This window comes from Roseitranquillus sediminis, from assembly GCF_016918935.1.
Classification (GTDB): Bacteria; Pseudomonadota; Alphaproteobacteria; order Rhodobacterales; family Rhodobacteraceae; genus Roseitranquillus; species Roseitranquillus sediminis.
Genome location: NZ_JAFFOB010000030.1, coordinates 23,018 through 46,422 on the forward strand (window position 1 = coordinate 23,018; position 23,405 = coordinate 46,422).

A 23,405-nucleotide genomic window follows, 5' to 3' on the forward strand; every position below is an offset into this window, starting at 1 on the left:
ATGAGCGACACGCACGCGCAGACCGTCGCCTTCGTTCGCGAGAGCATGGTGCCACCCGCCGACCCGCCGCTGGGCGAGACCGGCATCTTCAAGTGGGTGCGCGAGAACCTTTTCTCGTCGTGGTTGAACGTGCTCCTCAGCGTGCTGTCGATCGCCTTCGTCGTCTGGGCGCTCGCGCATCTGCTGCCCTGGTTCCTGCAGTCGGTCTGGGACGCCGGCAGCCTCACCGAGTGCCGCGAGATCCGGGACGCGCGCTATGGCGAGGGCGCCGCATCCGCGTGCTTCGCCGTGATCACCGAGCGCTGGAACCAGCTCCTCTTCGGCTTCTACCCGCCCGAGCATTACTGGCGCCCGGTGCTGGCCTTCGTGCTCTTCCTCGTCGCGGTGTCGCCGGTCCTCTTTCAGGGACTGCCCCGTCGGCTGCTCGCCTTCACCGCGATCTATCCCTTCATCGGCTACTGGCTCCTCTGGGGCGGCACGATCTGGGGCCCGCTCCTGGTCATCGCGGGCTTCGTGATCGGGTGGGGCGCCTTCCGCCTCGCCGAGCCGCGCCTCGGAACGCTCGCCGCAGCGATCGCCGCGATCCTGCTGCCGCTCGCCTGGTGGTTCTTCGCCGTGGGGCCGATCGCGGGGGACCTGGCGCAGATTGCGCCAATCGGTCTCGTGCGCATTGGATCCGGGGATTTCGGCGGTTTCATGCTCGCCTTCATCATCGGCGTCGCCGGCATCGCGCTGAGCTTCCCGCTTGGGATCCTTCTCGCGCTCGGGCGGCAGTCGCATCTCTTCATCATCAACAAGAGCTGCGTCGGCTTCATCGAGATCATCCGCGGCGTGCCGCTGATCGTGTGGCTCTTCACCGCGTCGCTGCTGCTAAACTACTTCCTGCCGCCGGGGACGAACTTCGACCTGATGCTGCGGGTCATCATCATGGTGACGCTCTTCGCCGCCGCCTACATGGCCGAGGTGATCCGCGGCGGTCTGGCGGCGCTGCCGCGCGGCCAGTACGAGGCGGCCGATGCGCTCGGCCTCGACTACTGGAAGGCAATGCGACTCATCATCCTGCCGCAGGCGCTGAAGATCTCGATCCCGGGGATCGTCAACACCTTCATCGGGCTATTCAAGGACACGACGCTGGTGGTCTTCATCGGCCTGCTTGACCCGATCGGCCTCTCGAACGCGATCCGCGCCTCGACCGAATGGAACGGCATCTACTGGGAGCTCTTCGTGTTCATCGGCCTGCTGTTCTGGATCTGCTGCTTCAGCATGTCGCGCTATTCCATGTACCTCGAGCGGAAGCTCGAGACCGGCCACCGTTGAGGAAAACGCCATGACCGACGCCGCCATCGACACCGCGCCTCGTTCTCCGCGCCTCAGCGTCAGCGACGAGGTCGCGATCTCGATCCAGCGGATGAACAAGTGGTACGGCGCGTTCCACGTCCTGCGCGACATCGACCTCACGGTCTACCAAGGCGAGCGCATCGTGATCTGCGGCCCCTCGGGCTCGGGCAAGTCGACGCTCATCCGCTGCATCAACCGTTTGGAGGAGCATCAGAAGGGCAAGATCATCGTCGATGGAACCGAGTTGTCTTCGGACCTCAAGAACATCGATCGGATCCGCTCCGAGGTCGGGATGGTGTTCCAGCACTTCAACCTTTTCCCGCACCTGACCATCCTGGAGAACTGCACGCTGGCCCCGATCTGGGTGCGCAAGACGCCGCGGCGGGAGGCGGAGGCCGATGCCATGCACTACCTCGAGAAGGTCAAAATCCCCGAGCAGGCGCACAAGTATCCCGGCCAGCTTTCTGGCGGCCAGCAGCAGCGAGTCGCGATCGCCCGCGCCCTCTGCATGCGCCCCAAGATCATGCTCTTCGACGAGCCCACATCGGCGCTCGACCCCGAGATGATCAAGGAGGTGCTCGACACGATGATCGAGCTCGCGCAGGAGGGTATGACCATGCTCGTCGTGACGCACGAGATGGGCTTCGCCCGCCAGGTCGCGAACCGAGTCATCTTCATGGACCAGGGTCAGATCGTCGAGCAGAACGAGCCTGAGGAGTTCTTCAACAACCCGCGCTCGGACCGGACGAAGCTGTTTCTCAGTCAGATCCTCGGCCACTGATCCGATCAGCGGGGCGATCTTCTGGTCCGCAAAAGCACGTTGGCCCAGGCTCTCTCGATCATCCGCGCGCCATTGCGGCGGCAGCCCCTCGAACGCTCGGACCACGAGCATCAGGCCCATCGGGAACACCGGCTGGTAGCCTGCGAAGTCCTGTCCGACGGGGTACCTCTGCCCATCCGGCCGTGCTGGCGCTGGTCGCGGTTTTCGCGCTGGTAAGGCCGCTGGGGTTGCCGCTACCGAGCGCAGACTGCGCTGGCTTCACCTCGTCGTCGTCCTGCTGGTCGGCTTCACCGCCAACGTCTTGGCGCTGATGGACGCGGGCGATACGAAATTCCGCGCCGTTGGCGCCGTTGGTCGCGCGCGAGGAGGCAATTCTTTTAGCCTCGGCCCTCGCTGCGGCGACCGCCGTCGGGCTGGCGCACGACCCAGCGGGAAAAGCTGGCGCTGCCCTCGCGACTTCCCTTTGTTCTCGCCGTCACCGCATCAGTTGACGACGCTGGCCTCGAGCGCGTCGAGCGACCGCGCGGCCGCCTCGAAGTACTGCGGGTGCGTCTCGATCGCCTGCGAGAGCAGCGCGCGCCCGGTCGAGACGTCGCCCTGCTTGATCGCGCTCAGCGCGGCGGTGTGCAAGAGCATCGCCCGCTCGGTCTGGGTCATCTGCACCACCGGCAGGTCGTAGGCCCGCCGCGCCCCGCGGGCCATGACGAGGTTGTTCTTCGCGGTGAAGAGACCGGGGTCATAGTCCAGCGCCCGGTCGAACAGGCGCTCCGCGCCCGGCGCGTCGCCCCGGCTGAGCTTGGAATAACCCCAGTTGTTGAGCACGCCGGCGGGGCGAGTCGTCAGGCCGGCGGCGGTCTCGTAGAACGCGTCGGCCTTGCTCCACTCCTGATTGCTGTCGGCGATCATCGCGGCGAGGCGGTAGCGCTGGTGCGTCTCGTAGGTCGGCGGGACCGCGTCCAGCACCGCCTCGGCGCGCGACCAATCCCCGGCGCGGATCAGCGCATCGGCGAGGTCCACCCGGTCCTCGTTCATGGCCTGGGGGTGCGCGGCGACCTGCTCCCACGCCGCCACGGCCTGAGCCGGCTGCTTCGCGCGGATCAGCGCGGCGGCAAGGCCACGGCGCAGGTCCAGACGGTCGGGCTTGGCTGCGGAGGCTTTGGCGAAATAAGCCACCGCCTCGGCCGGGTCAGCCGAGGCCAGCATCACGTCGTTGAGGTTCGCCTCGTCGATGACGCTCACCGCGTCGAGCGCGCGCTCGACATCCGCGTCGCGCCCGCGCTGGCACCCGGCGGTGAGGATCGCCGCGGCGGCAAGCGCGGCGATGAGGGGGTGGCGCATCAGACGCTCCCGACTGCTCGATCTCGTCCGCTTCAGTCCGGGTGGGGCAGGATCAGGTAGTCGCCTCTGCCGCGTCGAACGAGTGCGAACTTGCGTTTCTGCAACTCAGGATAGTCGCGCGCCTCGACCTTGGACAGGGCTAGGCGCAGGTTGTCGCGGATGGCGGCAGATCGGCCACTGTCGAGCGCATAGGCCCGGCGGAAGACGCGCTCCGCCTCGCCCGCGCGCCCCTGCTCGATCAGCACGACGCCGAGATTGTTCCACGCGGTCACCGCCTCGGGCTCGGCCTCGACCGCACGGCGCAGCAGGCGCTCGGCCTGTCCCAGCCGGCCGAGCCGCAGGTTGGCCGAGCCCAGCCCCGCCAGCACCTCGACCGACGGCCCCTCCTCGAGCGCAGCCCGGGTGTAGGCACGCAGCGCCAGCTCGTGCTCCCCGGCCTCCATCAGCCGGTGGCCGGCGGTCAGCTGGCCCGACGCCTCTTCCCCCGGCGCAAGCCCCGGCGCCCACGGCCCCTCTGGCGTCTGCCCGGCGCACCCCGCGAGGAAGAGCGCCAGGATCGCGGCGCGCGGGTCTATCGGCGTCAGAATGCTCCACTCCCGAGGGTAACGAAGATGTCGTAGATGGTCGGCGCCAAGCGCTTGATGAGCAGCGGCGGCACCGGCGGCATCATTGTGACGAGCGTCATCGTGGTCGGCAAGGTGTTTGCCGCCTCCTCGGCGGCATCGACCGGCGAGCGCGTTGGCGAACGAGGTGCCGAAGGACCGGCGCCTGCATCAGCGCGACCACGACGCACGTCACGTCCGCCACACCGGTGCGTTCTGCGAGATCGCGCGGCACGGCGAGCTTGCAATTGCCGACGCGGATCTCGTGCGAGGCTGATCGACCGGCCGAAGGCAACCAGGGTAGATGCCCTCGACCACCAGGAAGACACCGACGAAGATCGCGCCGCAGATCGGGATTTCCTCGAAGATTTGCGGCGGCAGGTCTAGGCCCCACATCCGGAAGCGTATGTTCCTCGGCGCGGGCGGCGGTGCGGCGCCACTGGCCGTCATTGCCCGACCTCAAGGAAACGATGGCTCTATTCGTATGTCGTCGTCTCGGTTGCACTGGCGGTCGGTGCCTGCGGCACCGCGCTTGCCACATACTCGCGCATGATGACCTGCGCGTATTTCCCGTTGAGCACCATCGGATGCGATCGCACAAAGCTCGAGACTTCTGTCACCGTGCGGCGGTTGCGCATCTCCGGGCTCTGGACCGGGACGAGCGGCCGGGTTTCCCCGTAGGAGACGAGAGCGCGGAGGCGGTCTCGCGATACGCCCTGGCTGGCGAGATAGGCGACGGCGGCTTCGGCCCGGCGCCGGCCCAAGGCTTCGTTATAGGCAGCGCTGCCAACGAGGTCCGTATGGCCGTACACGCTGAAGCGGAGCTCGGGGAACTGGCGGATGAAGTCGGCCTGCCGCCTGAGGATCGCCTGCGCCTGCGGGGTCAGCCTCGCGCTGTCGAACGGGAACATCACCATCGTCGGCACGCTGGCAGCGAAGCGGGCGTTGAGATCGGCGACGTAGCCCTGCTCGCCCGTCATGGAGAGGCGGTTGTTCAGCGTGGCGTTGCCGAAGCTGCCTTCGTCCAGCTCTGCGCCAGCGACGCGCGAGCCCATGTCGCGCGCGCAGCCGGCGACGAGGACGAGGCCGGCGAGGGCGGTGATGCGGAAGACGCCCCTCATTCCATCACGTATCCGTAGGAGCCGCCGAAGTCCTGCCGCGCCACCTCGGCGGCTGGCCCGCTGGTGGGCCGCGACCCGACGCTGCCGCGCAGGAAGAGCTCGTTCTCGGTCGGCGGGCGGATCCGGTCGGTGGGCAGCGCCAGCGCCTCGCCCCTGACCGGGCTCACAAGGTGCGGCGTCACGATGATGACGAGCTCGCTCTGGTCGCGCTCGTACTGCGAGCTGCGGAAGAGCGCGCCGAGCACCGGGATGTCGCCCAGCCACGGGACCTGTCCGACGAGGTCGCGGAAGTCGTCCTCGAGCAGGCCCGCGATCGCGAAGCTCTCGCCGTCGCGCATCTCGACCGTCGTCGAGGTCTCGCGCCGCCGGAAGGCATTGACCGCAAAGGCGCCGTTCTGGAACGTCACCGCAGTGTCCAGGCCCGAGACGGCAGCGTTCAGCTGCAGGTTGATGCGATCGCCGTCGACGACGCGGGGCGTGAAGGTCAGCTCCACGCCAAAGGGTTTGTAGGTGACGACGATGCCCCCTTCATCGTCGAGCGTCGGGATCGGGTACTCTCCGCCCGCAAGGAAGGTCGCCTCCTGTCCTGAAAGTGCGGTGAGATTGGGCTCGGAAAGGGTGCGGACGAGCCCTTTCGACTCCAGCGCCTCCAGCAGGACGGAGAGGGCGAGGTCGCCGATCTCGCCGCCGATGGCTACACCGCCCACGGCGTCGGGTGCGAGGTTGAGCAGGGTTGAGGCGCCAGACCCGATCGCCGTGCCGGGCACCAGCGAGCCCGCGCCGCCGGCGGCGGAGATCGCAACGTCGCCGCTCGCGCCGACTATGGTGATCCCCGACGAGAGCCCTTTGCGGACCGACCGCTGCATCTCGGCGAAGCGCACCTTGAGCATCACCTGCTGCGTGCCACCCACCGTCATCAGGTTCGAGATGCGGTCCGGCGCGTAGCGCTGCGCAAGGTCGAGCGCCCGGTCGAGCGCCGTGATCGACGAGACCGTACCCGAGAGCACGATGCCGTCGTTCGCGGTGCGGACCTCGATCGTCTCGCCCGGCAGGATCTGCTGCAGACGCTCCTTGAACTCTGCGATGTCAGGGACGACCTGCACCTCCACGTTCGTGATCAGACGCCCGTCGGCGCCGAGCAGCGTCAGCGTCGTTCGCCCCGGCGACTTCCCCAGCACATAGATGGTGCGGTCGCTCAGCGACGAGATGTCGGCGATGTTCGGGTTGGCGATGGACAGCTCGACGAACGGCACGTCGGATTCAACCACCACGGCCCGGCTGGTCGGTACGACCAGGTCACGCGAGGTCGCGTCGTTCATCACGGTGAGCGTCTGCGCCGGTGCTTGGCCTGCGGTGGGACAGGCGAGGGTCAGGGCCAGGACAGCCGTGGTGATCCAGCGCCTGACTCCCATGCGATCCCGCCCCTGCCGCCCGTAGTTGTCCGCGCATCTAGTGCGAAGTCTTGCGGCGGATCATGCGAGCGGCGGGGAAAGCGGTCAACGAACAGTAAGTTGGAAGCCGCGCCTCATGTGGGCAAAATGCAACTGACGCGAGAGCGCCGAACGCGTTCGCCCAAGCGTGGGAGTTCGAGACGCAGGACGCGACGTCGACGCGGAGCGCGAAGGCGCGCATCCCGCAGTCGAGCCGCAAGCGACGCTGATATCCTCGCCCGCACGTTCAGCTTGAACTCGAGCAGCAACTCGTTCGGCATAATAGCGCGCAGCAGGGCGCGGGGCGTGTCGTGCCCCTTCGGAAGGAGCTGTTTCTCGGTGAGGACGGCTATTTTGGGTGCGGCTTTTCCGAGCCGGCGGACCGCCCGCACGTCCCCAGGCATCAACCGGTCGCAATGGCGCAGCGTGCGGGCCGCGAGGTGGAGGTCGACCCGTGCCGGCCATCTCGGGAGGTGCCGCGCGGCGCCGGAGGTTGACGGGCGCGCAAGTCGGACGTCGTGAAAGGGCGGCATCCCCGATGCGGCCCCTCCCATGCGTCTCTAGAGCGCTCGTTACTCTGTCGTTCCCTCCGTTCCGCCGCCGGACGTGGGATCGGAGGTCAGGAGGGTGGAGCCGATGCCGTTGGCGAGGGGCAATGGGCTCGACTTGAAGGTGGCGAATAGGCCGACCGAGAGGCCGACTAAGGCAGCGGTCAGCACGACCCAGTCCACCGTGACGGCGCCGTCTTCGTCCTTCGCGAAGCGAACGAGGATGTTCTTGAGGTTCATGTCTTGTCTCCGAGGTCTGCTGGCTACGGGCAGCGTCATTCCGGCGCGGCCGGTGCGGTCTCCATTCCCGTGGCGATGGTGTCGTTCGCGGCGTCGGGGCCGCCGCCGATGATGGCGATCATTCCGAGGCAGAGGCCGATCGATCCGGCGGCCGGTGTAGGCTTTCCCGTTTGGCCGCCGCGCTCGCATGGTCGAAGCTGGCCGGCGCATCCAGGCAAGAGTGAGGCGGAGATGGTACAATTTGCGGTCGCGGCTGCCGTTGCCCGTAATCCGCACCACGGGAACTTTCGCGCCGCCGTTCTCGGAAGGGCCGCGACGCGTCACCCCAGTCGCGGACTACGATGGCGTCATGACGCGGCGTCTGGCCCTGCTGATCTTCTTCACGACCTTTGCGGCAGCGTCGGTGCGCGCCGAGGGTGACTTCACCTTCCGGCGCGTTGGTCTGCCGCCTGCGGGGGCGGAGCGGCGCATCGACGTCCAGATCGCGTTGCTGCCGCAGATGCCTTTCACGGAGGCTCCGACCGACGAGGCGCCAGGCGCCGTGCCCCCTCCGCCCGAGGCCGGCTACCTGGCGCGCCTGGCCGCGCGCTGGGGGCGCGAGATCGCCAGCGCCACGGCGGGCACGCGCGTCTCGCCGGCCCTTGCGCTCGCGGTGATAGCCGTGGAGTCGGGGGGGGCGGCCGGATGCACTGAGCTCGGCCGGTGCGCAGGGTCTGATGCAACTCATGCCCGCGACCGCCGCGCGCTTCGGCGTGCCGGACCCGCTCCGGCCGGCGGAGAACATCCGCGGCGGCGTCGCCTATCTGGACTGGCTCGCCGAGTTCTTCGCAGGCGACCCGCTGAAGGTCCTCGCGGGCTACAACGCGGGCGAGGGGGCGGTCCTGCGGCACGGCGGCGTCCCACCCTACGACGAGACGCGGGACTACGTGCCCAAGGTGCTCGCCGCGTTCGATCTCGCGCGCACGCTCTGCGAAGTACCGCCGGCGAGCATTGCCGACGGATGCGACTTCGCGCCATGGCCCTGAGGCGCCTGCGTCAGTTGACGATCGTGGCCTCGGTCGCCGCGCGGATCTCGTCCTCCGTCACGCCGTCGGCCGTCTCGACGATCCTGAGACCGCCCTCGACCACGTCCAGCACGCCGAGGTTGGTGATGATCCGGTGGACGACGCCGGTGCCGGTCAGCGGCAAGGTGCACTTCTTCAGCACCTTGGACTCGCCAGCCTTGTTGGTGTGGTCCATCACCACGATGACCCGCTGCACGCCGGCCACGAGGTCCATCGCGCCGCCCATGCCCTTGACCAGCTTGCCCGGGATCATCCAGTTAGCGAGGTCACCGTTCTCGGCCACCTCCATCGCCCCAAGGATCGCGCAGGCGATCTTGCCGCCGCGGATCATGGCAAAGCTCTGCGCGCTGTCGAAGTAGGACGTGCGCGCAAGCTCGGTGATCGTCTGCTTGCCGGCGTTGATGAGGTCGGCATCGATCTCGTCCTCGGTCGGGAAGGGTCCCATGCCGAGCATCCCGTTCTCCGATTGGAGCGTGATGTCCACGTCATCGGGGATGTAGTTCGCGACCAGCGTCGGGATACCGATGCCGAGGTTGACATACATCCCGTCCTCGAGCTCCTTCGCCGCGCGCGCGGCCATTGCGTTCCGGTCCCAGGGCATGGTCAGCTCCTATTTCACGATTTCTATCGCCGAGGCGGGAAGGTCCAGGTTCACGACCGTCCCGACGGGCCCGCGGCGCACCTCCAGTTTGCCGTCGAGCCCCTCGACGAGGCCCACGACGATGCGGCCCCCGAGGTTGCTGGCGTTTGGCCAATCGACGTCATCGGGCATCCCGATCCCGTCGTCGGAGACATGGAGCTGGAGGCCGTCTCGCTCGCGCGACGTCACCCGCACCTCGATGTTGCCTTCCGCGCGGCCGGTAAAGGCGTGCTGGAAGGCGTTGGTAAGGACCTCCGACAGGATCAGGCCCAGGCGGAGCGCAGTGTCGGTGGCCACGTAGACCGGCGCCACGTCGATGCTGACGCGCACGCCGGCGCGGCCGTCGAGGTGCGAGATGGCCGACGCGACGCGCCCGAGATAGGAGCCGAGCGAGACCCTGCGTTCGCTCTCCGCCCCCGGAAGGCTCAGCTCCTCGTAGAGAAGCTGCAGGCTCTCCACCCGGTGGGCGAGGGTGTCGAAATCCTGCGGCTGGGGAGAGGTGCGCGCCTGCATCCGGATCAGCCCCACGATCATCGCGAGGTGGTTCTTTACCCGGTGCTGGATCTCGACCATCGAGCGGTCCGCGGCCAGGCGCGGGCGCTCGGCATCCTCCTGCGTGATGTCTTTCTGGATGCCGAGGAAGTAGGTCACCTCCCCCTGACCGTCGAAGATCGGCGTCATCAGGAGACGGTTCATGAACGTCTCGCCGTTCGCGCGATAGTTCAGCAGGTCGATGGAGACCTCGCGCTTTTCGTGGACCGCACGCCGCAGCGCCAGAACGTCCTCCTTCGATGTCTCGGGCCCCTGCAAGAAGCGGCAGTTGCGGCCCACCGCACTCGCCCAGGAATAGCCGGTCACCCGCTCGAACGCGCGGTTGACGTAGACGATCGGGTTGTCGTCCTGATGAGGGTCGGTAAGCACCATCGCGACGCTGGAGCGCGAGAACGCCAGCAGCGCCTCACCTTCGCTCAGGTCCGAGAGCGGGTCCTTCTGGGTGTCCGCCATGTCGTTCTACCGGATCAGGTTCAGGCCGCCCGCACCGTGCGCTGCTCGATGCGCTTCTCGTGCTCGCCTTGGATCAGGCGGTGCACGTAGATGCCGGGCAGGTGGATGCAGTCGGGGTCGAGCGAACCACGCGGCACGATCTCCTCTACCTCGGCGATGCAGACCTTTCCGCAGGTTGCCGCCGGGGGGTTGAAGTTCCGGGCGGTCTTGCGGAAGACGAGGTTACCCGTGTCGTCGGCCTTCCACGCCTTGACGATCGAGAGGTCGGCCACGATCCCGCGCTCAAGAATGTAGGTTTCGCCGTCGAAATCCTTGTGTTCCTTGCCCTCGGCGATCTGGGTGCCGACGCCGGTCCTGGTGTAGAAGCCGGCGACGCCAGCGCCACCCGCGCGCATCCGCTCCGCAAGGGTGCCCTGCGGGTTGAACTCGAGCTCGAGCTCGCCCGAAAGGTACTGACGCATGAATTCGGCATTCTCGCCCACGTAGGAAGAGATCATCTTCTTCACCTGCTTCGTCTGGAGCAGGATCCCGAGCCCGAAATCGTCCACACCGGCGTTGTTCGAGGCGACCGTCAGATCCTTGGTGCCCGCGTCACGTATGGCCGCGATCAGCAGCTCGGGGATGCCGCAGAGGCCGAACCCGCCTGCCGCGATCAGCATTCCGTCGAAGAGCACGCCGTCGAGCGCCGCCTCCGCCGATTCGTAGACCTTTTTCATGCGTCCCTCGCTCGCGTCGTCGCGCCTCATTTATTGGTCGGGGCACGCTGAAGTCAAACCTTGGCCATGCGGTCAGCCGGCCGTACCGCCTTCGCCGTCGTCGAGCAGGTTCGAATCGAGCACCGGCGCCGCGTCGAAGTCCGTGGCGTCGAGCATCGCCGCCACCCGCTCAAGCGCGGCCACGATCATCGCCTGCTCCCAGTCCTGGAGCGACTCGAATTGACTGACGTAGCGCTGCTGCAGCGGGTCGGGCGCCCGGTGAACGGCGTCGCGCCCTGCGCGGGTGATGACGACGTTCTTCTGCCGGCGGTCCACCTCGGACTTCTGCCGCTCCACCATCCCCTTGGCGGCGAGCCGGTCGAGGAGCGACGTCATCGTCGGTGGCGACACGCGCATGCGCTGTGAGATGTCCTTCGGCGTCGCCGCGCCCGTTTCCGCAACGATCTGAAGGACGCGGATCTGCACCGGGGTCAGCCCCGCGGCCCTGGCGAGCTCGCGGCCATAGGTCTGCGTGGACCGCAGGATCCTGCGTATCGCAATCAGGCTCTGGTCTGTCCGGTCCATCTGTTGCTCCTGAGCCGCCGCTGTCGAAAAATCCTTAGTTAACTATCGTAATCTTGTCGGGCGCTTTGCGCCTTGTGGGCATTGCTCCAGCCTTGTGGGGGTGGTTCGGCATAGTTCGCTTCAAGGGGCTTGATCCAGCGCACTACATGATTTACTTAGTGACACTAATCAATACGGAGATGTATGGACAGTGTTTGAGAGCCCGACACCGATCAAGCCCGCAGCCATCGAGCTGCGCAAGCCGACCGATGCCGACGGCGCCGCCGTGTGGTCGCTCATCAAGGAGTGCCGCCCGCTCGACGTGAACTCGATGTACTGCAACCTCATCCAGTGCGACCACTTCGGCGAGACCTGCGTTCTCGCGGAACGCGCGGGCGACGTGGTCGGGTGGATCTCCGCCTACATCGTGCCCGACGACCCCGAGACGCTGTTCGTCTGGCAGGTGGCCGTCTCTGAGCGCGCCCGCGGCCAAGGTCTCGCGCAGAAGATGCTCAAGGAACTGCTGGAGCGTCCGGCCTGTGAAGGCGTGCAGCAGCTGAAGACCACGATCACCAGGGACAACGAGGCGTCCTGGGCGCTTTTCAGCCGCTTTGCCGAGCGCGAGGGGGCCGAGCTGGACAGCGAGGCGCACTTCAAGCGCGACGAGCACTTCGACGGACGCCATGCGACCGAGCACATGGTCACCATCACATTCGCAGAGGCGATGAGCGCGGCCGCCTGAGGCCCCATCGCCCTCGACCTTGCTGAACCGAAATTCGAGAGGTACCTCGATGTCGACTGTCACGACAGCCGAACCCACGATCTTTTCCCGCCGCGAGAGCGAGGCGCGCAGCTACTGCCGCGCGTTCGACGCGGTCTTCACCCGCGCCAGCGGCTCCACGCTGATCGACCGCGAGGGGCGCGAATACACCGACTTTCTCTCGGGCTGTTCGTCGCTGAACTACGGGCACAACGACCCCGACATGAAGGCGGCGCTGATAGAGCACATCACGAACGACGGCATCGCCCACGGCCTCGACATGTATACCGAGACCAAGCAGGCGTTCCTCGAGGCCGTCGAGCGCGTAGTGCTCGAGCCGCGCGGGATGGCGCACAAGGTCATGATGACCGGCCCGACCGGCACCAATGCCGTCGAGGCGGCGCTCAAGCTGGCGCGCAAAGTCACCGGGCGCAAGAACGTCATCGCCTTCACCAACGGCTTTCACGGCATGACGTTGGGTGCCTTGGCTGCGACCGGCAATTCCGGAAAGCGCGGCGGTGCGGGCGGCGTGTCGCTGAACGACATGACCCGGATGCCCTATGACGGTTCGCTCGGCGAAGTGGACACGCTGCAGGTGATCGAGGCGATGCTCGACAACCCGTCGAGCGGCGTTGACGCGCCGGCCGCGTTCCTGGTCGAGCTGGTGCAGGGCGAAGGCGGCTTGAACGCCGCGCGTCCCGAATGGGTCCGCGGCATCGCAGCGCTCGCCAAGAAGCACGGCGCGCTGCTGATCGTCGACGACATCCAGGCTGGCATTGGCCGGGCCGGCACCTTCTTCTCGTTCGAGGAGATGGGCGTCGAGCCGGACATGGTCACGCTTGCCAAGTCGCTCTCGGGCTTCGGCCTGCCGTTCGCGGCGCTGCTGATCCGGCCCGAGCACGACATCTGGAAGCCGGCCGAGCACAACGGCACCTTCCGCGGCAATACCCATGCCTTCGTCACCGCGCGGGTCGCGTTGGAGAAGTTCTGGGCGGACGATGCATTCCAGCGCGAGATCGCGGAGAAGGCCGAGGTTCTGACCGACAGTCTGCAGCGCATCGCGGACCGCATTCCGGGTGCCCGGCTCAAGGGCCGCGGGATGATGCAGGGCGTCGACGTAGGCTCGGGCGAAGTCGCCGCCGACATCTGCGCCGAAGCGTTCCGCAACGGGCTCGTCATCGAAACCTCGGGCGCACACGATGAGGTCGTGAAGGTACTTGCACCGCTCACCACGCCGATGGAGCAGTTCCGCGCCGGCCTCGCCACGCTCGAGGCCGCTGCCGAGACCTGCCAAGTCACGCCGATCGCCGCGGAGTAACAGACATGATCGTTCGCGATTTCAACGAGCTGAAGAAGACCGACCGTGCCGTGTCGGACGCCCGCTGGACCTCGGTCCGGATGCTTCTGGCCGACGACAAGATGGGATTCTCGTTTCACATCACCACGCTCGAGGCCGGGTCGGAGCACACGTTCCACTACAAGAACCACTTCGAGAGCGTCTATTGCATGTCGGGCAAGGGGTCGATCACCGACCTCGGCACCGGCCAAACGCACCAGATCCGGCCCGGCGTGATGTACGCGCTGAACCTGCACGACAAGCACACCCTGCGCGCCGAGGAGGAGCTGGTGATGGCCTGCTGCTTCAACCCGCCCGTCACAGGCACCGAAGTCCATCAGGAGGACGGATCCTATGCCCCAGCCGATGCTTGAGACTGTAGAGACACCTGCCGAACGCGGCACCCACACCGTAGAAAAAATCGGCGGCACCTCGATGTCGCGCGTGTCAGAACTGGTCGAGACGCTGTTCAAGCGCAGCCGCGAGGGCTCCGGCCCCTACGGCCGCATCTTCGTCGTCTCGGCCTTCGGGGGGATCACGGACCTCCTGCTCGAGCACAAGAAGTCGGGCGAGCCAGGCGTCTACGCGCTCTTCGCCAGCGCCGAGAGCGACCATGGCTGGTCCGATGCGCTGAGCCGGGTGGCCAGGGCCATGACCGAGGCGCACGACCGGGTGCTCGACCATCCCGCCGACCGCGAGCTCGCCGCGACCTTCGTGCGCGAGCGGATCGAGGGGGCGCGCAACTGCCTGATCGACCTGCAGCGGATCTGCTCCTATGGGCACTTCCGCCTGTCGCAGCACATGCTCATCATCCGCGAGCTGCTGTCGGGGCTGGGCGAAGCGCATTCGGCCTTCGTCACCTCGCTGCTGCTGCGCCGCAGCGGCATCTCGGCGCGCTTCGTCGACCTCTCGGGCTGGCGCGACGAGACGGAGGTAGATCTGCAGGAGCGTATTCGCGAGGGGCTGGATGGCATCGACCTGACGCAGGAGATGCCGATCGTCACCGGCTACGCGCAATGCACCGAGGGCCTCATGCGGCAGTTCGACCGCGGCTATTCTGAAGTGACCTTCAGCCAGATCGCCGCCCTGACGCGGGCACGCGAGGCGATAATCCACAAGGAGTTCCACCTCTCCTCGGCCGACCCGAAGCTGGTGGGCGCGGATGCCGTCCACAAGCTCGGCCACACCAACTACGATGTGGCGGACCAGCTCTCGAACATGGGGATGGAGGCGATTCACCCGAACGCGGCCAAGGCGCTGCGCCAGGCGGGGGTGCCGCTGCGCGTGACCAACGCCTTCGAACCTGACGATCCGGGCACCCTGATCGACGACGAACCGGCCGGCCAGCCGGCGGCAGAGGTCGTGACCGGCCTCGACCTCAAGGCGCTCGAGGTCTTCGAACAGGACATGGTCGGCGTGAAAGGCTATGACACGGCCATTCTCGAGGCTCTGACGCGGCACAACGTGCGGATCGTTTCGAAGATCTCTAACGCCAACACGATCACGCATTTCGTCGATGCGCCGCTCAAGACGATCCGGAGGGTCGAGAACGACCTCAGGCAGCGCTATCCGCAGGCCGACTTGACCGTGCGCTCGCTTTCGATCGCCTCGGTCATCGGGCGCGATCTCGCTGGGCTGCGCGTGCTCTCGCGCGGGTTGGCGAGCCTCGACGAAGCGGGCATCGATGTCATCGCGGCGACGCAGACGACGCGCGGCGTGGACGTCCAGTTCGTCGTGAATCAGCAGGATCTCAAGGGCGCCATCAAGGCGCTACACGCCGCTGTCTGCGAAGGGGGCACGGAGGCAGCGGAACGACGCGCCGCCTGAGGGATCGTCGTAGGACCTGCAAGGAGCCGGCCGCCGTCGAAGCGGCCGGACCCATTTCCGTATGTGCTAGCATCTCGCCCTCGGCGACAATCCGCTCAATCTTATGGTTCTCGGCTTGATCGAGCACGTCCACCAGAGGTTGAATTAGGTGAATCGTCTGGGAGGAATCGATTTGGCGCTCGCGATGATCTTCTTCGGCGGCGTGGTCGGGTTGACACTTGCCTCGGGCATGGCCGCACTCGCGCATGTCGGGGTGCTGGGCTTCGTCGGGATCTGGGCCTTCGGAAGTGTCCTCGGCACGCTCGGCAGTGCGATGCTGGTGGTGGCTTTCAGGCCGGGTTCTTCGACGAAGGAAAACGGCGCGCCGCACACGAGTCTGACGGGCCGCATCAACGGGACCTGGCGCGGAACGTGAAGCTTGCGCGACTCACGACCTCGCGCTAGGAGGCGGGCGCTACGCCTACTCTATCGACCACTGTCTCCCTAAAGGCTTCAGTCCCTCGATGACGCAGACGAAGCCGGCCTGCCGCAATTTCGCGGGCAGGAAGACCAAGGAGACGACGGATGGCCAACGGCACCGTGAAGTGGTTCAACAGCACCAAAGGCTATGGGTTTATTGCGCCTGAGGGCGGCGGCAAGGACGTGTTCGTGCACATCTCGGCCGTCGAGCGTTCGGGCCTGCAGACCCTGAACGACGACCAGAAGGTGACTTTCGATCTCGAGACCGGCCGCGATGGCCGCGCCTCGGCGACCAACATCTCGGTCGCCTGATCGATTGACGATACTCAGCGGGGCGGATCAGTCGATCATGCCCCGCACTTCGGCCCAGAGTGCGCGGACCTCCTCGGCCGCCTTGCCCGCTCGGGTCATCTCCACCACGCCTCGCCCCTGACCGGTTGCTTCCGCGTAGACCACGCGGTTTCCCAGCATCGTCACCAGGCGCGGCGCCTCGATGTCCCCCAACGCCGCAACGACCTCGTCCATCAGCCGCGCGCGCGGTGCGGATCGGTTGAGCACGATCGCCGAGCGCCGCTTTTCGCGTGCGGCCAAGTCTAGGACGCTTTCCGTGGCCCAGAGGTCGAGGTGGCTCGATGCAACGGGCACCAGGATGAGCGAACTCTCCCTCAGCGCCGGGCGCAGGTCCGCGTCGACCTTCGGTGGCGTATCCACGATGACGATGTCGGACTGTCCGCGCAGCTTGTCGCACTCGTATGCGACGCCCCAGGCGCTCGATGTCGAGAAGCTCATGCCGGGGTCCATCGCTTGGCGCCGACGCATGAACCACTGGCCGAGGCTGCCCTGCGGGTCGGTGTCCAGCAGCGCCACGGACATCCCGTCCTCAATCGCGGCGCAGGCGATATTCAGAGCCAGCGTCGTCTTGCCTGACCCGCCCTTCTGCTGAGCCAGGCTGATTACTTGCCCCATGCGCCTCCGCCCCGTTCCATGCCGCGACGCAGCGTAACCGCGGGGGCCCGCCACGGCAACCGGCTCAGAAGGCGGCGGCCGTCCGGCTTCGCGAGGACATGAGACCGCGCACCACTACCACGAGGTCGTCGGAGAAGACGGGTCGGCCGAGCGCGCTCCAGCCTTCCCGCTCGGCCGCAGCGCGATCGGCATCAAGGCAGATGATCCAGCCGCCCCGTTGGCGGATCAGCTCGGGCAACATCGTGTCGCGCAACGCATCAACGCCGACGCCGATCACCGCCCCCTCGAGGCGGTCCCACTGCTCGACCTCGTGTTCGGCAGCTGACAGCGACTGGAGGCGCGCGACCTGCGCGTGCGGAACCAGCTCTTCGAGCGACTGCGCAAGGTCCATCTGCACCAGCGTGTGCGGCTCGACGACGAGGAATCTGACGATGCCGTCCATGTCGCGTCATCCTTGGTTTGCGGCGAATGGCGTTCGTCTTGGGGGATTGGCCGGAGCGTGTCATTAACATACGACATACGCCGCAGCGGAGTCCTTGATGAATATCCTCTGCAGGTCCTGCATCCTGCGCGGCAGAGCCCTGTTTAATCCGATGTCCGCCGAGGAAGTCGACTACATGCAGGAGTTCCGCAGCGGCTTTCTGGAAGTCGAGCGGGGGACGTCGCTCTTCGAAGAGGGCGCCAGCAGCCATCAACTTTATACGGTCATCAGGGGGATGGGCCTGCGCTACAAGACGCTGCCAGACGGTTCGCGGCAGGTCCTCAACTTCGTCTTCCCCGGCGACTTCCTCGGGCTGCAATCGGGCCTGATGCTCGAGATGGGACACAGCGTCGAGGCCACGACTCAGATGTCGCTCTGCGTGTTCGAGCGCAAGGCGCTTTGGCGGCTCTTTCGCGACCAGCCCTCGCGTGCGCTCGACATCACGTGGCTCGCCGCGACGAGTGAGCACTTTCTCGGTGACGCCCTGACGGCGGTGGGGCGAAAGGATGCGACCCAGCGCGTCGCGTGGGCCCTGGTCCGTATATGGGGCCGATGTGAGGCACTGGGGCTGACGCAAGGCATGAGCTGCCCGATGCCGTTTCGTCAGCAGGACCTCGCCGACGCCTTGGGCCTGTCGCTCGTCCATACGAACAAGACGCTCGGACGGTTGCGCAAGAGGCAGCTCGCAGACTGGACCGAAGGCAGGTTGCAGATCATGGACCTCGATACGCTCGCTGAGATCGGGATGGTGGAAGAGGTGGTGCCCGCGCCGCGGCCACTGATCTGATCGCAGGCGAGGCTGTCCCGGAACCGGCGCGGGAAAGGCTTCGTTCTGTCGCAAAGGGCGCCAGAGCGCCTAGAGCACTGCCAGGAGCACCGAATGCGACAAGGCTATGCCCGGCGCGCGCGCGCCGGCGGCGGCGAATTGCGGTCAGTTCGATGGCGCCGGCTCGCGACCCGCCTCTGTCCACCCGGGATGACCAGATGACCCGGAACGACAGTATCGCCATCGTTGTCGGCGGCACCGCCGGCGTGGGGCGCGCCGTTGTCGAGGCCTTCCTCGCCGAAGGTTACCGCGTCGGCGTGGTGGCGCGCGGCGAGGCGCGCCTGCAGGCGATGGAGAACGAATTCCCCGGGCGCGTGAAGACAGCGTCGGCCGACGCCGGGGTCGCGGAGCAGCTTGACCGGGCGACGGACAATCTCGTGCAGGCTCTGGGCATCCCTCGGGCCTGGATCAATTGTGCAATGCTGACGAGCTTCTCGCCGTTCGAGATGATGGAAGTGGAGGAGTTCGAACAGATCACACGCGCCACTTACCTCGGCCAAGTGAACGGCACCCGTGCAGCGTTGCGTGTGATGGGGCGCGGAAACATCGTCAACGTAGGTTCCGGGCTCGGTTACCGAGCAATCCCCTTCCAGTCGGCCTATTCCGGCGCCAAGCACGCGATAAACGGCTTCACCGCCGCCGTGAGGTCCGAGCTGATGCGCGACGGGCATCCCGTTAAGCTGAGCCTCGTCCAGCTGCCGGCCATGAACACGCCGCAATTCGACTGGGCTCGCAATAGGCTTCCCGAGCGGCCGCAGCCGGCGCCGCCGGTATTCCAGCCGGAGGTCGCGGCCCGCGCGGTGCTGCGCGCCATCGAGACGGGGCCGAGAGAGCTCTTGGTCGGCAAATCGGTCCTGCAGCTTGTGTTCGGCGACATGGTTCTGCCGGACTGGCTGGACCGGAAGCTGGCGGACGAGGGGGTGGAGATGCAGAAGTCGGGCGAGCGCGACAGCGGCAACAGGCCCGACAATATCTACGAGCCTGTCGACCATCCCAGCACCGCCCATGGCCGGTTCGAGAAACGCGCGAAGGACAGCGGGATCATCGTCGACGGAGACGTGGCACGAAAGGTGGTCTTCTTCGGGATTCCAGCCGTCGCGTTCCTCTCGGGCGCCGTGATCTTCTGAGTCCAGCCGTTTGGACATGAGCCGCCTCGGCGGGTTGCTTTCTGGCGCGGGGAACGGCAGTCGCGAGCCGCGCGTTTGCTGCGCATGGACGGAGGCTCGATCAACACAGTGCTGATCTTCATCGGCCTGCTTGCCGCGAAGGGCGCGGGCAGGCCATGAGTGACGGCTGCCTCGTTTCGCGACTGCGGCGCTACATGGCGCTCACGCCAACCGAATGTGCGGTGCTGGCCGACATGGAGCGAGAGGAGGAGCAGAAAGAGGCCGGCAAGATCGTGATCCGTCGCGGCGACTCCTCCGAAAACGTCCACGTTCTGAAGAGCGGGTGGGCCGTCTCGCGCAGTGTCGGGCCCGAGGGCAGGCTGCAAATCCTGCGCATCTTCCTGCCGGGCGACATCGTCGGTCTCGCCGAGGTCGGGCCGCCGGAATCGCCCCATGAGGTGGTGATGCAGACGAGCGGCGTTCTCTGCTCCTTTCCGCGCGCCGGCCTCTCACGTCTCTTCATCGAGACTCCCCGCTTGGCGGCGCTCTTCTTCGCGCTGGGGAGCCTCGATCAGGTTGCGCTTCGGGACCGGGTAGCATCGCTCGGTCTGCATTCGGCCGAGGACCGGATCATCCACTTCCTGCTCGACCTGCGCGCCCGGCTGGCGATCACCAATGCCCAGCTCGAGGACAGCTTCCGGCTACCCTTCAGCCAGGCCGAGATCGGCCAGATCGTTTCCCTGACCCCGGTTTATGTGAACCGCCTGCTGAGGCGGATGGCAAGGGAGGGCCGCGTGGAGATAGACAAGCCCTTCATCCGCCTGCTCGACCGCTCCGGGATGGAGCGCCAGATCGGATTCACGGATCGCTACTATACCGCCGACACCTCCTGGTTTCCGCCCCCTGCCTAAGGCGACAGGCGCAGGACGGCGCGGCTCTCGCGGCCATAACGACAGCAGCCGCCGGGGGGTGCCAAACACGCGTCGTTGCTTGCCGGCCAGCGGGCCTCTACCTTTCGGCGGATGACAGAGCCCTTCCTGATCCGCCACGGTCGCGGCATCGCAGTGTGGCGCGACGCCGGGTCTCGAGGCCCCGCCCAAGGCTGCGACAGCTGCCCGATCCGGCGTCGGACCGTCTGCTCGCTGTGCGAGCCGGAGGAGCTGAGGCGCCTCGAGAAAATCAAGTACTATCGCACCTACGAGGCTGGCCAGCCGATAATGTGGGCCGGCGACCGGATCGAGTTCGTGGCTTCCCTCGTCTGCGGTGTCGCGACGCTGAGCCAGACGATGAAGGACGGGCGTACCCAGATGGTAGGGCTGCTATTCCCGTCCGACTTCCTTGGGCGGCCGGGCCGCACGTTGGCAGTCTTCGACGTGGTGGCAGTGGCGGAGACGACCCTCTGCTGCTTTCGACGCCGGCCCTTCGAGGCGCTCATGCGCGATACGCCTCACATCTCGCAGAGGCTCCTGGAAATGGCGCTCGACGAGCTCGACGCGGCGCGGGAGTGGATGATCCTCCTCGGGCGCAAGACCGCCCGCGAGAAGATCGCGAGCTTCGTGGCCATGACAGCGCGGCGGCAGGCGGCACTCGACGCGACGGCGCCGCGACCAGGAATGGCGGTGACGATCCCCCTGACGCGCGATGACATGGCGAACTACCTGGGACTGACGCTTGAGACGGTGAGCCGGCAGATCTCGGCGCTCAAGCGCGAGGGGATTGTGCGACTGGATGGAAACCGGCGGATCGTCATCCCGGACTTCGATCGCCTGATCGCGCAGACCGGAGACGACCCGGAAGACGGTCTGCCGGTCTGAAGTCCGGGCCTGGCAGGGGCGGAGGGGCTCGAACCCCCGACCCTCGGTTTTGGAGACCGATGCTCTACCAACTGAGCTACACCCCTAGGCCGTGCGGCTGATTACGCCGCTCGTTTCTTTATTTCAAGCGCGAAACGGGCGGTGGCGCGCGGGCGGAGACCCGCCGGTCCCGAGGCCGGCGGTTGAAAGCCGAGCGCGCACTCACAGGTGTAGGACACGCCGTCGGCCGGTACGCCGGTCGGCAATGGAGAAAGCAACGAAAGGAGGTCGCGATGCACCTCACCAACCAACTCGCCGCATCGGCGGCAATGCTGACGATGGCGCTGGGCGCTCAGGCGCTGGCCCAGACGACGCCGCAGACGCAAGGCGGGGCGCAGGCCGAGACGCAGGCGCTGGAGTTCAACGACGACAAGCTGCGCGCCTTCGTGAACGCCGCTCTCGAGGTCGAGGCGGTGCACCGCGACTTCGCCGCTCAGGCCGAGGACGCCGAGGGAGACGAGGAGCTGCAGAACATCGCCGAGGAGGCGAACCAGTCCATCATGCAGACGATCGAGGGCGCCGAGGGCATCACGATGGACGAATACGTCGCCATCAGCGAGGCGGCGAAGACGGATGAGGACCTCGTCCGTCGCATCGCGCTGCTGCTCCGAGAGTCCACGGGGGAGCCGAGCGGCGGCTAGGAGCGGTCCCTGAAACGCGAAACGCCCGGCTTCGGCCGGGCGTTTTTTCTTTTCCGATCAGCGGCTTTCGCTGTGATCAGACGGCCGAAAGGTTCGCCGCCGACTCGCGGCCCTGGCGGTCGCGCTCGAGGTCGTAGGTGACCTTCTGGCCGTCTTCCAGCGAGGAGAGGCCGGCGCGCTCGAGCGCGGAGATGTGCACGAACACGTCGCGCGAGCCGCCCTCGGGCTGGATGAAGCCGTAGCCTTTGGTGGTGTTGAACCACTTCACGGTACCATTTGCCATGATTTTGTATCCCTTTAAAGATCCGCCCGCGGGAGTGCGGCGGCTTGGCTCAGTCGGTCGCGATCGAGACTGAAGCCGGTGAGGGAGACAGCGGTTCGACAGAGATAACGTAGCGAGGAAGCATATGCGCGCTCCACCGCCGCGTGGCAAGGGGGAACCGGGTTCTTGCAACTTCGTGCAAGTCCACAGGCCCGGTCTTGCAAATACTTCAACGACATCGGCGGCATCTTGCAAGAACAGGTATGCACGTACATGGCGCGCCTCGCGGCATCACCGTGCATCGTCGCACAGCCTCCGCGATTGGCGGGCGGCGCGACGCGGGTCCACTTCCACTGGCCGGCGAGGACCGGCACTGGCGGGAGATCGGACCGATGGCACCGACGCAACGCAACAGGCACGGGTTCGTGGAGCGGCCCGAGGCGTGGCCGTATTCGTCGGTCCACGGGGGCGATGCGCGAGGGTCGGTTCGAGCCGTAGGGCGGGGTTCACCCCGCTACCGCGCACCATCGTGGTCCGGGACGCGCGGGTGGAGGCGGAGGAATGGCGGGGTAAACGCCGCCCTACGCCTTGCTACGACTTACTTGCATGGTGCATGCACGCAGCCGCGAAGTCCTCACCAAAGGCCGTAATTTGATAGCTGCAATTGAACGAAGTCTGCGCGAAGGAAATGCTGAGCTCCGGATCTCCTTGCCTTGAATTCAGGTATTCCCTGATGCTGCCTACCCACTTGTGCAAATCGACCGCAAGCTGAATTGCGATCTTGTTTACTTCATCTCCTTCGAGCTTAAGGAAATCACTTGCGTCGATGCTGCCGTAACTGTAATCAAGCCGATCCACTAAATCTCTATAGGCCGGAGAAAATTTCCAAGACTCGGCGCGATCGCGGAATCCTGGTGGTCCTCCTGAAAACCGGGATTGAATAAGGTCAAGGCGCGTCAGGTTCAGGCGAATCTGCCGAAGCTTTTCTCCTACGTCTTTCTCGAGTGCCTCCCAAACTTCACGCAGCCTCCCGAATTCTCGCGTGGCAAAGTCCTTTCTATCCTCTCTCAGTCGCTTGTTCTCTTGGTCGATGCTATCTTTCTCTGATGCGAGGCGGGACTTCTCCTCTCCATCATCAAGAGCTGCATCAATCTTCTTCTGTATTTCGAAACTTGCCTGATAGAGCTCTTTTTCTGTCGCTGCCTTGAACTCGCGCACAGCCTTGCTGATGCGCTCAGCTTGAACAATGATTTCTAGCACTCTGGCATCAATGGGGGCGAGACCGCGAAGCACATCGCTATAGATATTCGTTCGTTCATCAGAGAAATCTGGATCCATCGACGAGGCTAGGAGGTGCGCCCACATCTCGGAAAGATGCTTGTCTTCGGCTGTGGATGCTCCATTGAAAATCGCATAAAGCTCGCCGTTGGGCAGCTGTCTCGCATCGTTTAAGGGTATTCGGCGCTCCTCAAGGAACTTCGCGGTCTTTTCCAAGCAACCGACTAGATTGCGTGTTCGCCAC

27 protein-coding genes, 1 tRNA gene and 1 pseudogene are annotated in these 23,405 nt (G+C 66.1%); 15 read left to right on the plus strand and 14 right to left on the minus strand.

What is annotated here, in order from left to right; all coding sequences use genetic code 11:
- A complete protein-coding gene (locus tag JM664_RS17990) occupies nt 1–1,317 on the plus strand; it encodes an amino acid ABC transporter permease (protein ID WP_227421321.1) in 1,317 nt (438 codons plus the stop codon).
- A gap of 10 nt (nt 1,318–1,327) precedes the next feature.
- A complete protein-coding gene (locus JM664_RS17995; protein ID WP_319637559.1) occupies nt 1,328–2,119 on the plus strand; it encodes an amino acid ABC transporter ATP-binding protein in 792 nt (263 codons plus the stop codon).
- A 483-nt stretch (nt 2,120–2,602) separates the two neighbouring features.
- Here the strand turns inward: JM664_RS17995 and JM664_RS18000 are convergent, their stop codons facing one another.
- Together JM664_RS18000 and JM664_RS18005 are read right to left on the minus strand one after the other, a co-directional pair.
- Nucleotides 2,603–3,457 carry a tetratricopeptide repeat protein gene (locus JM664_RS18000; protein WP_227421322.1) on the minus strand — a complete coding sequence of 285 codons (855 nt, stop codon included), beginning with the start codon at nt 3,455–3,457 and terminating at the stop codon, nt 2,603–2,605.
- A gap of 32 nt (nt 3,458–3,489) precedes the next feature.
- Nucleotides 3,490–4,011, minus strand: coding sequence for a tetratricopeptide repeat protein (locus JM664_RS18005; protein ID WP_264465802.1), 522 nt, complete (start codon nt 4,009–4,011; stop codon nt 3,490–3,492).
- Between the two features lie 184 nt (nt 4,012–4,195).
- Between JM664_RS18005 and JM664_RS18010 the strand changes: the two genes are divergently transcribed.
- A complete protein-coding gene (locus JM664_RS18010; RefSeq protein WP_227421323.1) occupies nt 4,196–4,336 on the plus strand; it encodes a hypothetical protein in 141 nt (46 codons plus the stop codon).
- 199 nt (nt 4,337–4,535) lie between these two features.
- Here the strand turns inward: JM664_RS18010 and JM664_RS18015 are convergent, their stop codons facing one another.
- From JM664_RS18015 to JM664_RS18025, 3 genes are all read right to left on the minus strand, one after another.
- Entirely contained in the window at nt 4,536–5,180 is a 645-nt protein-coding gene (locus JM664_RS18015) for an OmpA family protein (RefSeq protein ID WP_406675835.1), read from the minus strand.
- On the minus strand, nt 5,177–6,592 hold the full coding sequence (locus JM664_RS18020) for a type II and III secretion system protein family protein (RefSeq protein WP_227421324.1): 1,416 nt from the start codon (nt 6,590–6,592) through the stop codon (nt 5,177–5,179). The genes JM664_RS18015 and JM664_RS18020 overlap by 4 nt, the downstream gene beginning before the upstream one ends.
- Before the next feature lie 590 nt (nt 6,593–7,182).
- The gene (locus tag JM664_RS18025; RefSeq protein WP_227421325.1) at nt 7,183–7,398 is read right to left on the minus strand and encodes a Flp family type IVb pilin; all 216 of its coding nucleotides are present in this window, start codon (nt 7,396–7,398) and stop codon (nt 7,183–7,185) included.
- 349 nt (nt 7,399–7,747) lie between these two features.
- Here JM664_RS18025 and JM664_RS18030 point away from each other — a divergent pair.
- A pseudogene (locus tag JM664_RS18030) lies at nt 7,748–8,423 on the plus strand (lytic transglycosylase domain-containing protein).
- A gap of 10 nt (nt 8,424–8,433) precedes the next feature.
- Here JM664_RS18030 and JM664_RS18035 read toward each other — a convergent pair.
- From JM664_RS18035 to JM664_RS18050, 4 genes are all read right to left on the minus strand, one after another.
- Nucleotides 8,434–9,063, minus strand: coding sequence for a CoA transferase subunit B (locus tag JM664_RS18035; protein ID WP_227421326.1), 630 nt, complete (start codon nt 9,061–9,063; stop codon nt 8,434–8,436).
- A gap of 9 nt (nt 9,064–9,072) precedes the next feature.
- A complete protein-coding gene (locus JM664_RS18040; protein ID WP_227421327.1) occupies nt 9,073–10,107 on the minus strand; it encodes a PAS domain-containing protein in 1,035 nt (344 codons plus the stop codon).
- A gap of 20 nt (nt 10,108–10,127) precedes the next feature.
- On the minus strand, nt 10,128–10,823 hold the full coding sequence (locus JM664_RS18045) for a CoA transferase subunit A (RefSeq protein ID WP_227421328.1): 696 nt from the start codon (nt 10,821–10,823) through the stop codon (nt 10,128–10,130).
- Nucleotides 10,824–10,895: 72 nt separating this feature from the next.
- Nucleotides 10,896–11,387 carry a MarR family winged helix-turn-helix transcriptional regulator gene (locus JM664_RS18050; protein WP_227421329.1) on the minus strand — a complete coding sequence of 164 codons (492 nt, stop codon included), beginning with the start codon at nt 11,385–11,387 and terminating at the stop codon, nt 10,896–10,898.
- A gap of 190 nt (nt 11,388–11,577) precedes the next feature.
- Here JM664_RS18050 and ectA point away from each other — a divergent pair, with 190 nt between their 5' ends.
- The 6 genes from ectA (at nt 11,578) to JM664_RS18080 (ending at nt 16,060) form a co-directional block, all read left to right on the plus strand.
- Complete coding sequence (gene ectA / locus JM664_RS18055; protein WP_227421330.1) at nt 11,578–12,108, plus strand: diaminobutyrate acetyltransferase; 531 nt, start codon at nt 11,578–11,580, stop codon at nt 12,106–12,108.
- A 49-nt stretch (nt 12,109–12,157) separates the two neighbouring features.
- Nucleotides 12,158–13,444, plus strand: a complete 1,287-nt coding sequence (gene ectB / locus JM664_RS18060) for a diaminobutyrate--2-oxoglutarate transaminase (protein ID WP_227421331.1) — start codon at nt 12,158–12,160, stop codon at nt 13,442–13,444.
- 5 nt (nt 13,445–13,449) lie between these two features.
- On the plus strand, nt 13,450–13,836 hold the full coding sequence (locus tag JM664_RS18065) for an ectoine synthase (protein WP_227421332.1): 387 nt from the start codon (nt 13,450–13,452) through the stop codon (nt 13,834–13,836).
- Nucleotides 13,817–15,289 (plus strand): aspartate kinase, encoded by a 1,473-nt coding sequence (locus tag JM664_RS18070; RefSeq protein ID WP_227421333.1) that lies wholly within the window; start codon nt 13,817–13,819, stop codon nt 15,287–15,289. Before JM664_RS18065 ends, JM664_RS18070 begins: the two co-directional genes overlap by 20 nt.
- A gap of 172 nt (nt 15,290–15,461) precedes the next feature.
- Nucleotides 15,462–15,704, plus strand: coding sequence for a hypothetical protein (locus JM664_RS18075; protein ID WP_227421334.1), 243 nt, complete (start codon nt 15,462–15,464; stop codon nt 15,702–15,704).
- A gap of 149 nt (nt 15,705–15,853) precedes the next feature.
- Entirely contained in the window at nt 15,854–16,060 is a 207-nt protein-coding gene (locus JM664_RS18080) for a cold-shock protein (protein ID WP_227421335.1), read from the plus strand.
- A gap of 27 nt (nt 16,061–16,087) precedes the next feature.
- Here the strand turns inward: JM664_RS18080 and parA are convergent, their stop codons facing one another.
- Together parA and JM664_RS18090 are read right to left on the minus strand one after the other, a co-directional pair.
- Nucleotides 16,088–16,714: a ParA family partition ATPase gene (gene parA, locus JM664_RS18085; RefSeq protein ID WP_227421336.1), complete on the minus strand. Its 627-nt coding sequence runs from the start codon at nt 16,712–16,714 to the stop codon at nt 16,088–16,090.
- A gap of 64 nt (nt 16,715–16,778) precedes the next feature.
- Nucleotides 16,779–17,156, minus strand: a complete 378-nt coding sequence (locus JM664_RS18090; protein ID WP_227421337.1) for a hypothetical protein — start codon at nt 17,154–17,156, stop codon at nt 16,779–16,781.
- Nucleotides 17,157–17,307: 151 nt separating this feature from the next.
- Here JM664_RS18090 and JM664_RS18095 point away from each other — a divergent pair, with 151 nt between their 5' ends.
- From JM664_RS18095 to fnrL, 4 genes are all read left to right on the plus strand, one after another.
- Nucleotides 17,308–17,982: a Crp/Fnr family transcriptional regulator gene (locus tag JM664_RS18095; RefSeq protein ID WP_227421338.1), complete on the plus strand. Its 675-nt coding sequence runs from the start codon at nt 17,308–17,310 to the stop codon at nt 17,980–17,982.
- A 197-nt stretch (nt 17,983–18,179) separates the two neighbouring features.
- Nucleotides 18,180–19,148 carry an SDR family oxidoreductase gene (locus JM664_RS18100; RefSeq protein WP_227421339.1) on the plus strand — a complete coding sequence of 323 codons (969 nt, stop codon included), beginning with the start codon at nt 18,180–18,182 and terminating at the stop codon, nt 19,146–19,148.
- Between the two features lie 155 nt (nt 19,149–19,303).
- Complete coding sequence (locus JM664_RS18105) at nt 19,304–20,038, plus strand: Crp/Fnr family transcriptional regulator (RefSeq protein ID WP_227421340.1); 735 nt, start codon at nt 19,304–19,306, stop codon at nt 20,036–20,038.
- 111 nt (nt 20,039–20,149) lie between these two features.
- On the plus strand, nt 20,150–20,941 hold the full coding sequence (fnrL, locus tag JM664_RS18110; RefSeq protein WP_227421341.1) for a transcriptional regulator FnrL: 792 nt from the start codon (nt 20,150–20,152) through the stop codon (nt 20,939–20,941).
- Nucleotides 20,942–20,951: 10 nt separating this feature from the next.
- Here fnrL and JM664_RS18115 read toward each other — a convergent pair.
- Nucleotides 20,952–21,027: transfer RNA gene (locus JM664_RS18115), tRNA-Trp, on the minus strand.
- Between the two features lie 186 nt (nt 21,028–21,213).
- Between JM664_RS18115 and JM664_RS18120 the strand changes: the two genes are divergently transcribed.
- Entirely contained in the window at nt 21,214–21,621 is a 408-nt protein-coding gene (locus tag JM664_RS18120; RefSeq protein ID WP_227421342.1) for a DUF4168 domain-containing protein, read from the plus strand.
- 76 nt (nt 21,622–21,697) lie between these two features.
- On the opposite strand, the gene JM664_RS18125 is transcribed toward JM664_RS18120, so the two are convergent.
- Nucleotides 21,698–21,904 carry a cold-shock protein gene (locus JM664_RS18125; protein WP_227421343.1) on the minus strand — a complete coding sequence of 69 codons (207 nt, stop codon included), beginning with the start codon at nt 21,902–21,904 and terminating at the stop codon, nt 21,698–21,700.
- Between the two features lie 570 nt (nt 21,905–22,474).
- Nucleotides 22,475–23,377 carry an Abi-alpha family protein gene (locus JM664_RS18130; RefSeq protein ID WP_227421344.1) on the minus strand — a complete coding sequence of 301 codons (903 nt, stop codon included), beginning with the start codon at nt 23,375–23,377 and terminating at the stop codon, nt 22,475–22,477.
- Between the last annotated feature and the right edge of the window lie 28 nt (nt 23,378–23,405).

Bases quoted from the DNA above. Each gene is read 5' to 3' on its own strand.
- JM664_RS17990 (WP_227421321.1), top strand. From the start codon at position 1: ATGAGCGACACGCACGCGCAGACCGTCGCCTTCGTTCGCGAGAGCATG.
- JM664_RS17995 (WP_319637559.1), top strand. From the start codon at position 1,328: ATGACCGACGCCGCCATCGACACCGCGCCTCGTTCTCCGCGCCTCAGC.
- parA (WP_227421336.1), bottom strand. From the start codon at position 16,714: ATGGGGCAAGTAATCAGCCTGGCTCAGCAGAAGGGCGGGTCAGGCAAG.
- JM664_RS18065 (WP_227421332.1), top strand. From the start codon at position 13,450: ATGATCGTTCGCGATTTCAACGAGCTGAAGAAGACCGACCGTGCCGTG.
- JM664_RS18000 (WP_227421322.1), bottom strand. From the start codon at position 3,457: ATGCGCCACCCCCTCATCGCCGCGCTTGCCGCCGCGGCGATCCTCACC.
- JM664_RS18090 (WP_227421337.1), bottom strand. From the start codon at position 17,156: ATGGACGGCATCGTCAGATTCCTCGTCGTCGAGCCGCACACGCTGGTG.
- JM664_RS18015 (WP_406675835.1), bottom strand. From the start codon at position 5,180: ATGAGGGGCGTCTTCCGCATCACCGCCCTCGCCGGCCTCGTCCTCGTC.
- JM664_RS18040 (WP_227421327.1), bottom strand. From the start codon at position 10,107: ATGGCGGACACCCAGAAGGACCCGCTCTCGGACCTGAGCGAAGGTGAG.
- JM664_RS18025 (WP_227421325.1), bottom strand. From the start codon at position 7,398: ATGAACCTCAAGAACATCCTCGTTCGCTTCGCGAAGGACGAAGACGGC.
- JM664_RS18125 (WP_227421343.1), bottom strand. From the start codon at position 21,904: ATGGCAAATGGTACCGTGAAGTGGTTCAACACCACCAAAGGCTACGGC.
- JM664_RS18020 (WP_227421324.1), bottom strand. From the start codon at position 6,592: ATGGGAGTCAGGCGCTGGATCACCACGGCTGTCCTGGCCCTGACCCTC.
- JM664_RS18105 (WP_227421340.1), top strand. From the start codon at position 19,304: ATGAGTGACGGCTGCCTCGTTTCGCGACTGCGGCGCTACATGGCGCTC.
- JM664_RS18050 (WP_227421329.1), bottom strand. From the start codon at position 11,387: ATGGACCGGACAGACCAGAGCCTGATTGCGATACGCAGGATCCTGCGG.
- JM664_RS18120 (WP_227421342.1), top strand. From the start codon at position 21,214: ATGCACCTCACCAACCAACTCGCCGCATCGGCGGCAATGCTGACGATG.
- JM664_RS18045 (WP_227421328.1), bottom strand. From the start codon at position 10,823: ATGAAAAAGGTCTACGAATCGGCGGAGGCGGCGCTCGACGGCGTGCTC.
- JM664_RS18070 (WP_227421333.1), top strand. From the start codon at position 13,817: ATGCCCCAGCCGATGCTTGAGACTGTAGAGACACCTGCCGAACGCGGC.
- fnrL (WP_227421341.1), top strand. From the start codon at position 20,150: ATGACAGAGCCCTTCCTGATCCGCCACGGTCGCGGCATCGCAGTGTGG.
- JM664_RS18100 (WP_227421339.1), top strand. From the start codon at position 18,180: ATGACCCGGAACGACAGTATCGCCATCGTTGTCGGCGGCACCGCCGGC.
- JM664_RS18035 (WP_227421326.1), bottom strand. From the start codon at position 9,063: ATGCCCTGGGACCGGAACGCAATGGCCGCGCGCGCGGCGAAGGAGCTC.
- JM664_RS18095 (WP_227421338.1), top strand. From the start codon at position 17,308: ATGTCCGCCGAGGAAGTCGACTACATGCAGGAGTTCCGCAGCGGCTTT.
- ectB (WP_227421331.1), top strand. From the start codon at position 12,158: ATGTCGACTGTCACGACAGCCGAACCCACGATCTTTTCCCGCCGCGAG.
- JM664_RS18080 (WP_227421335.1), top strand. From the start codon at position 15,854: ATGGCCAACGGCACCGTGAAGTGGTTCAACAGCACCAAAGGCTATGGG.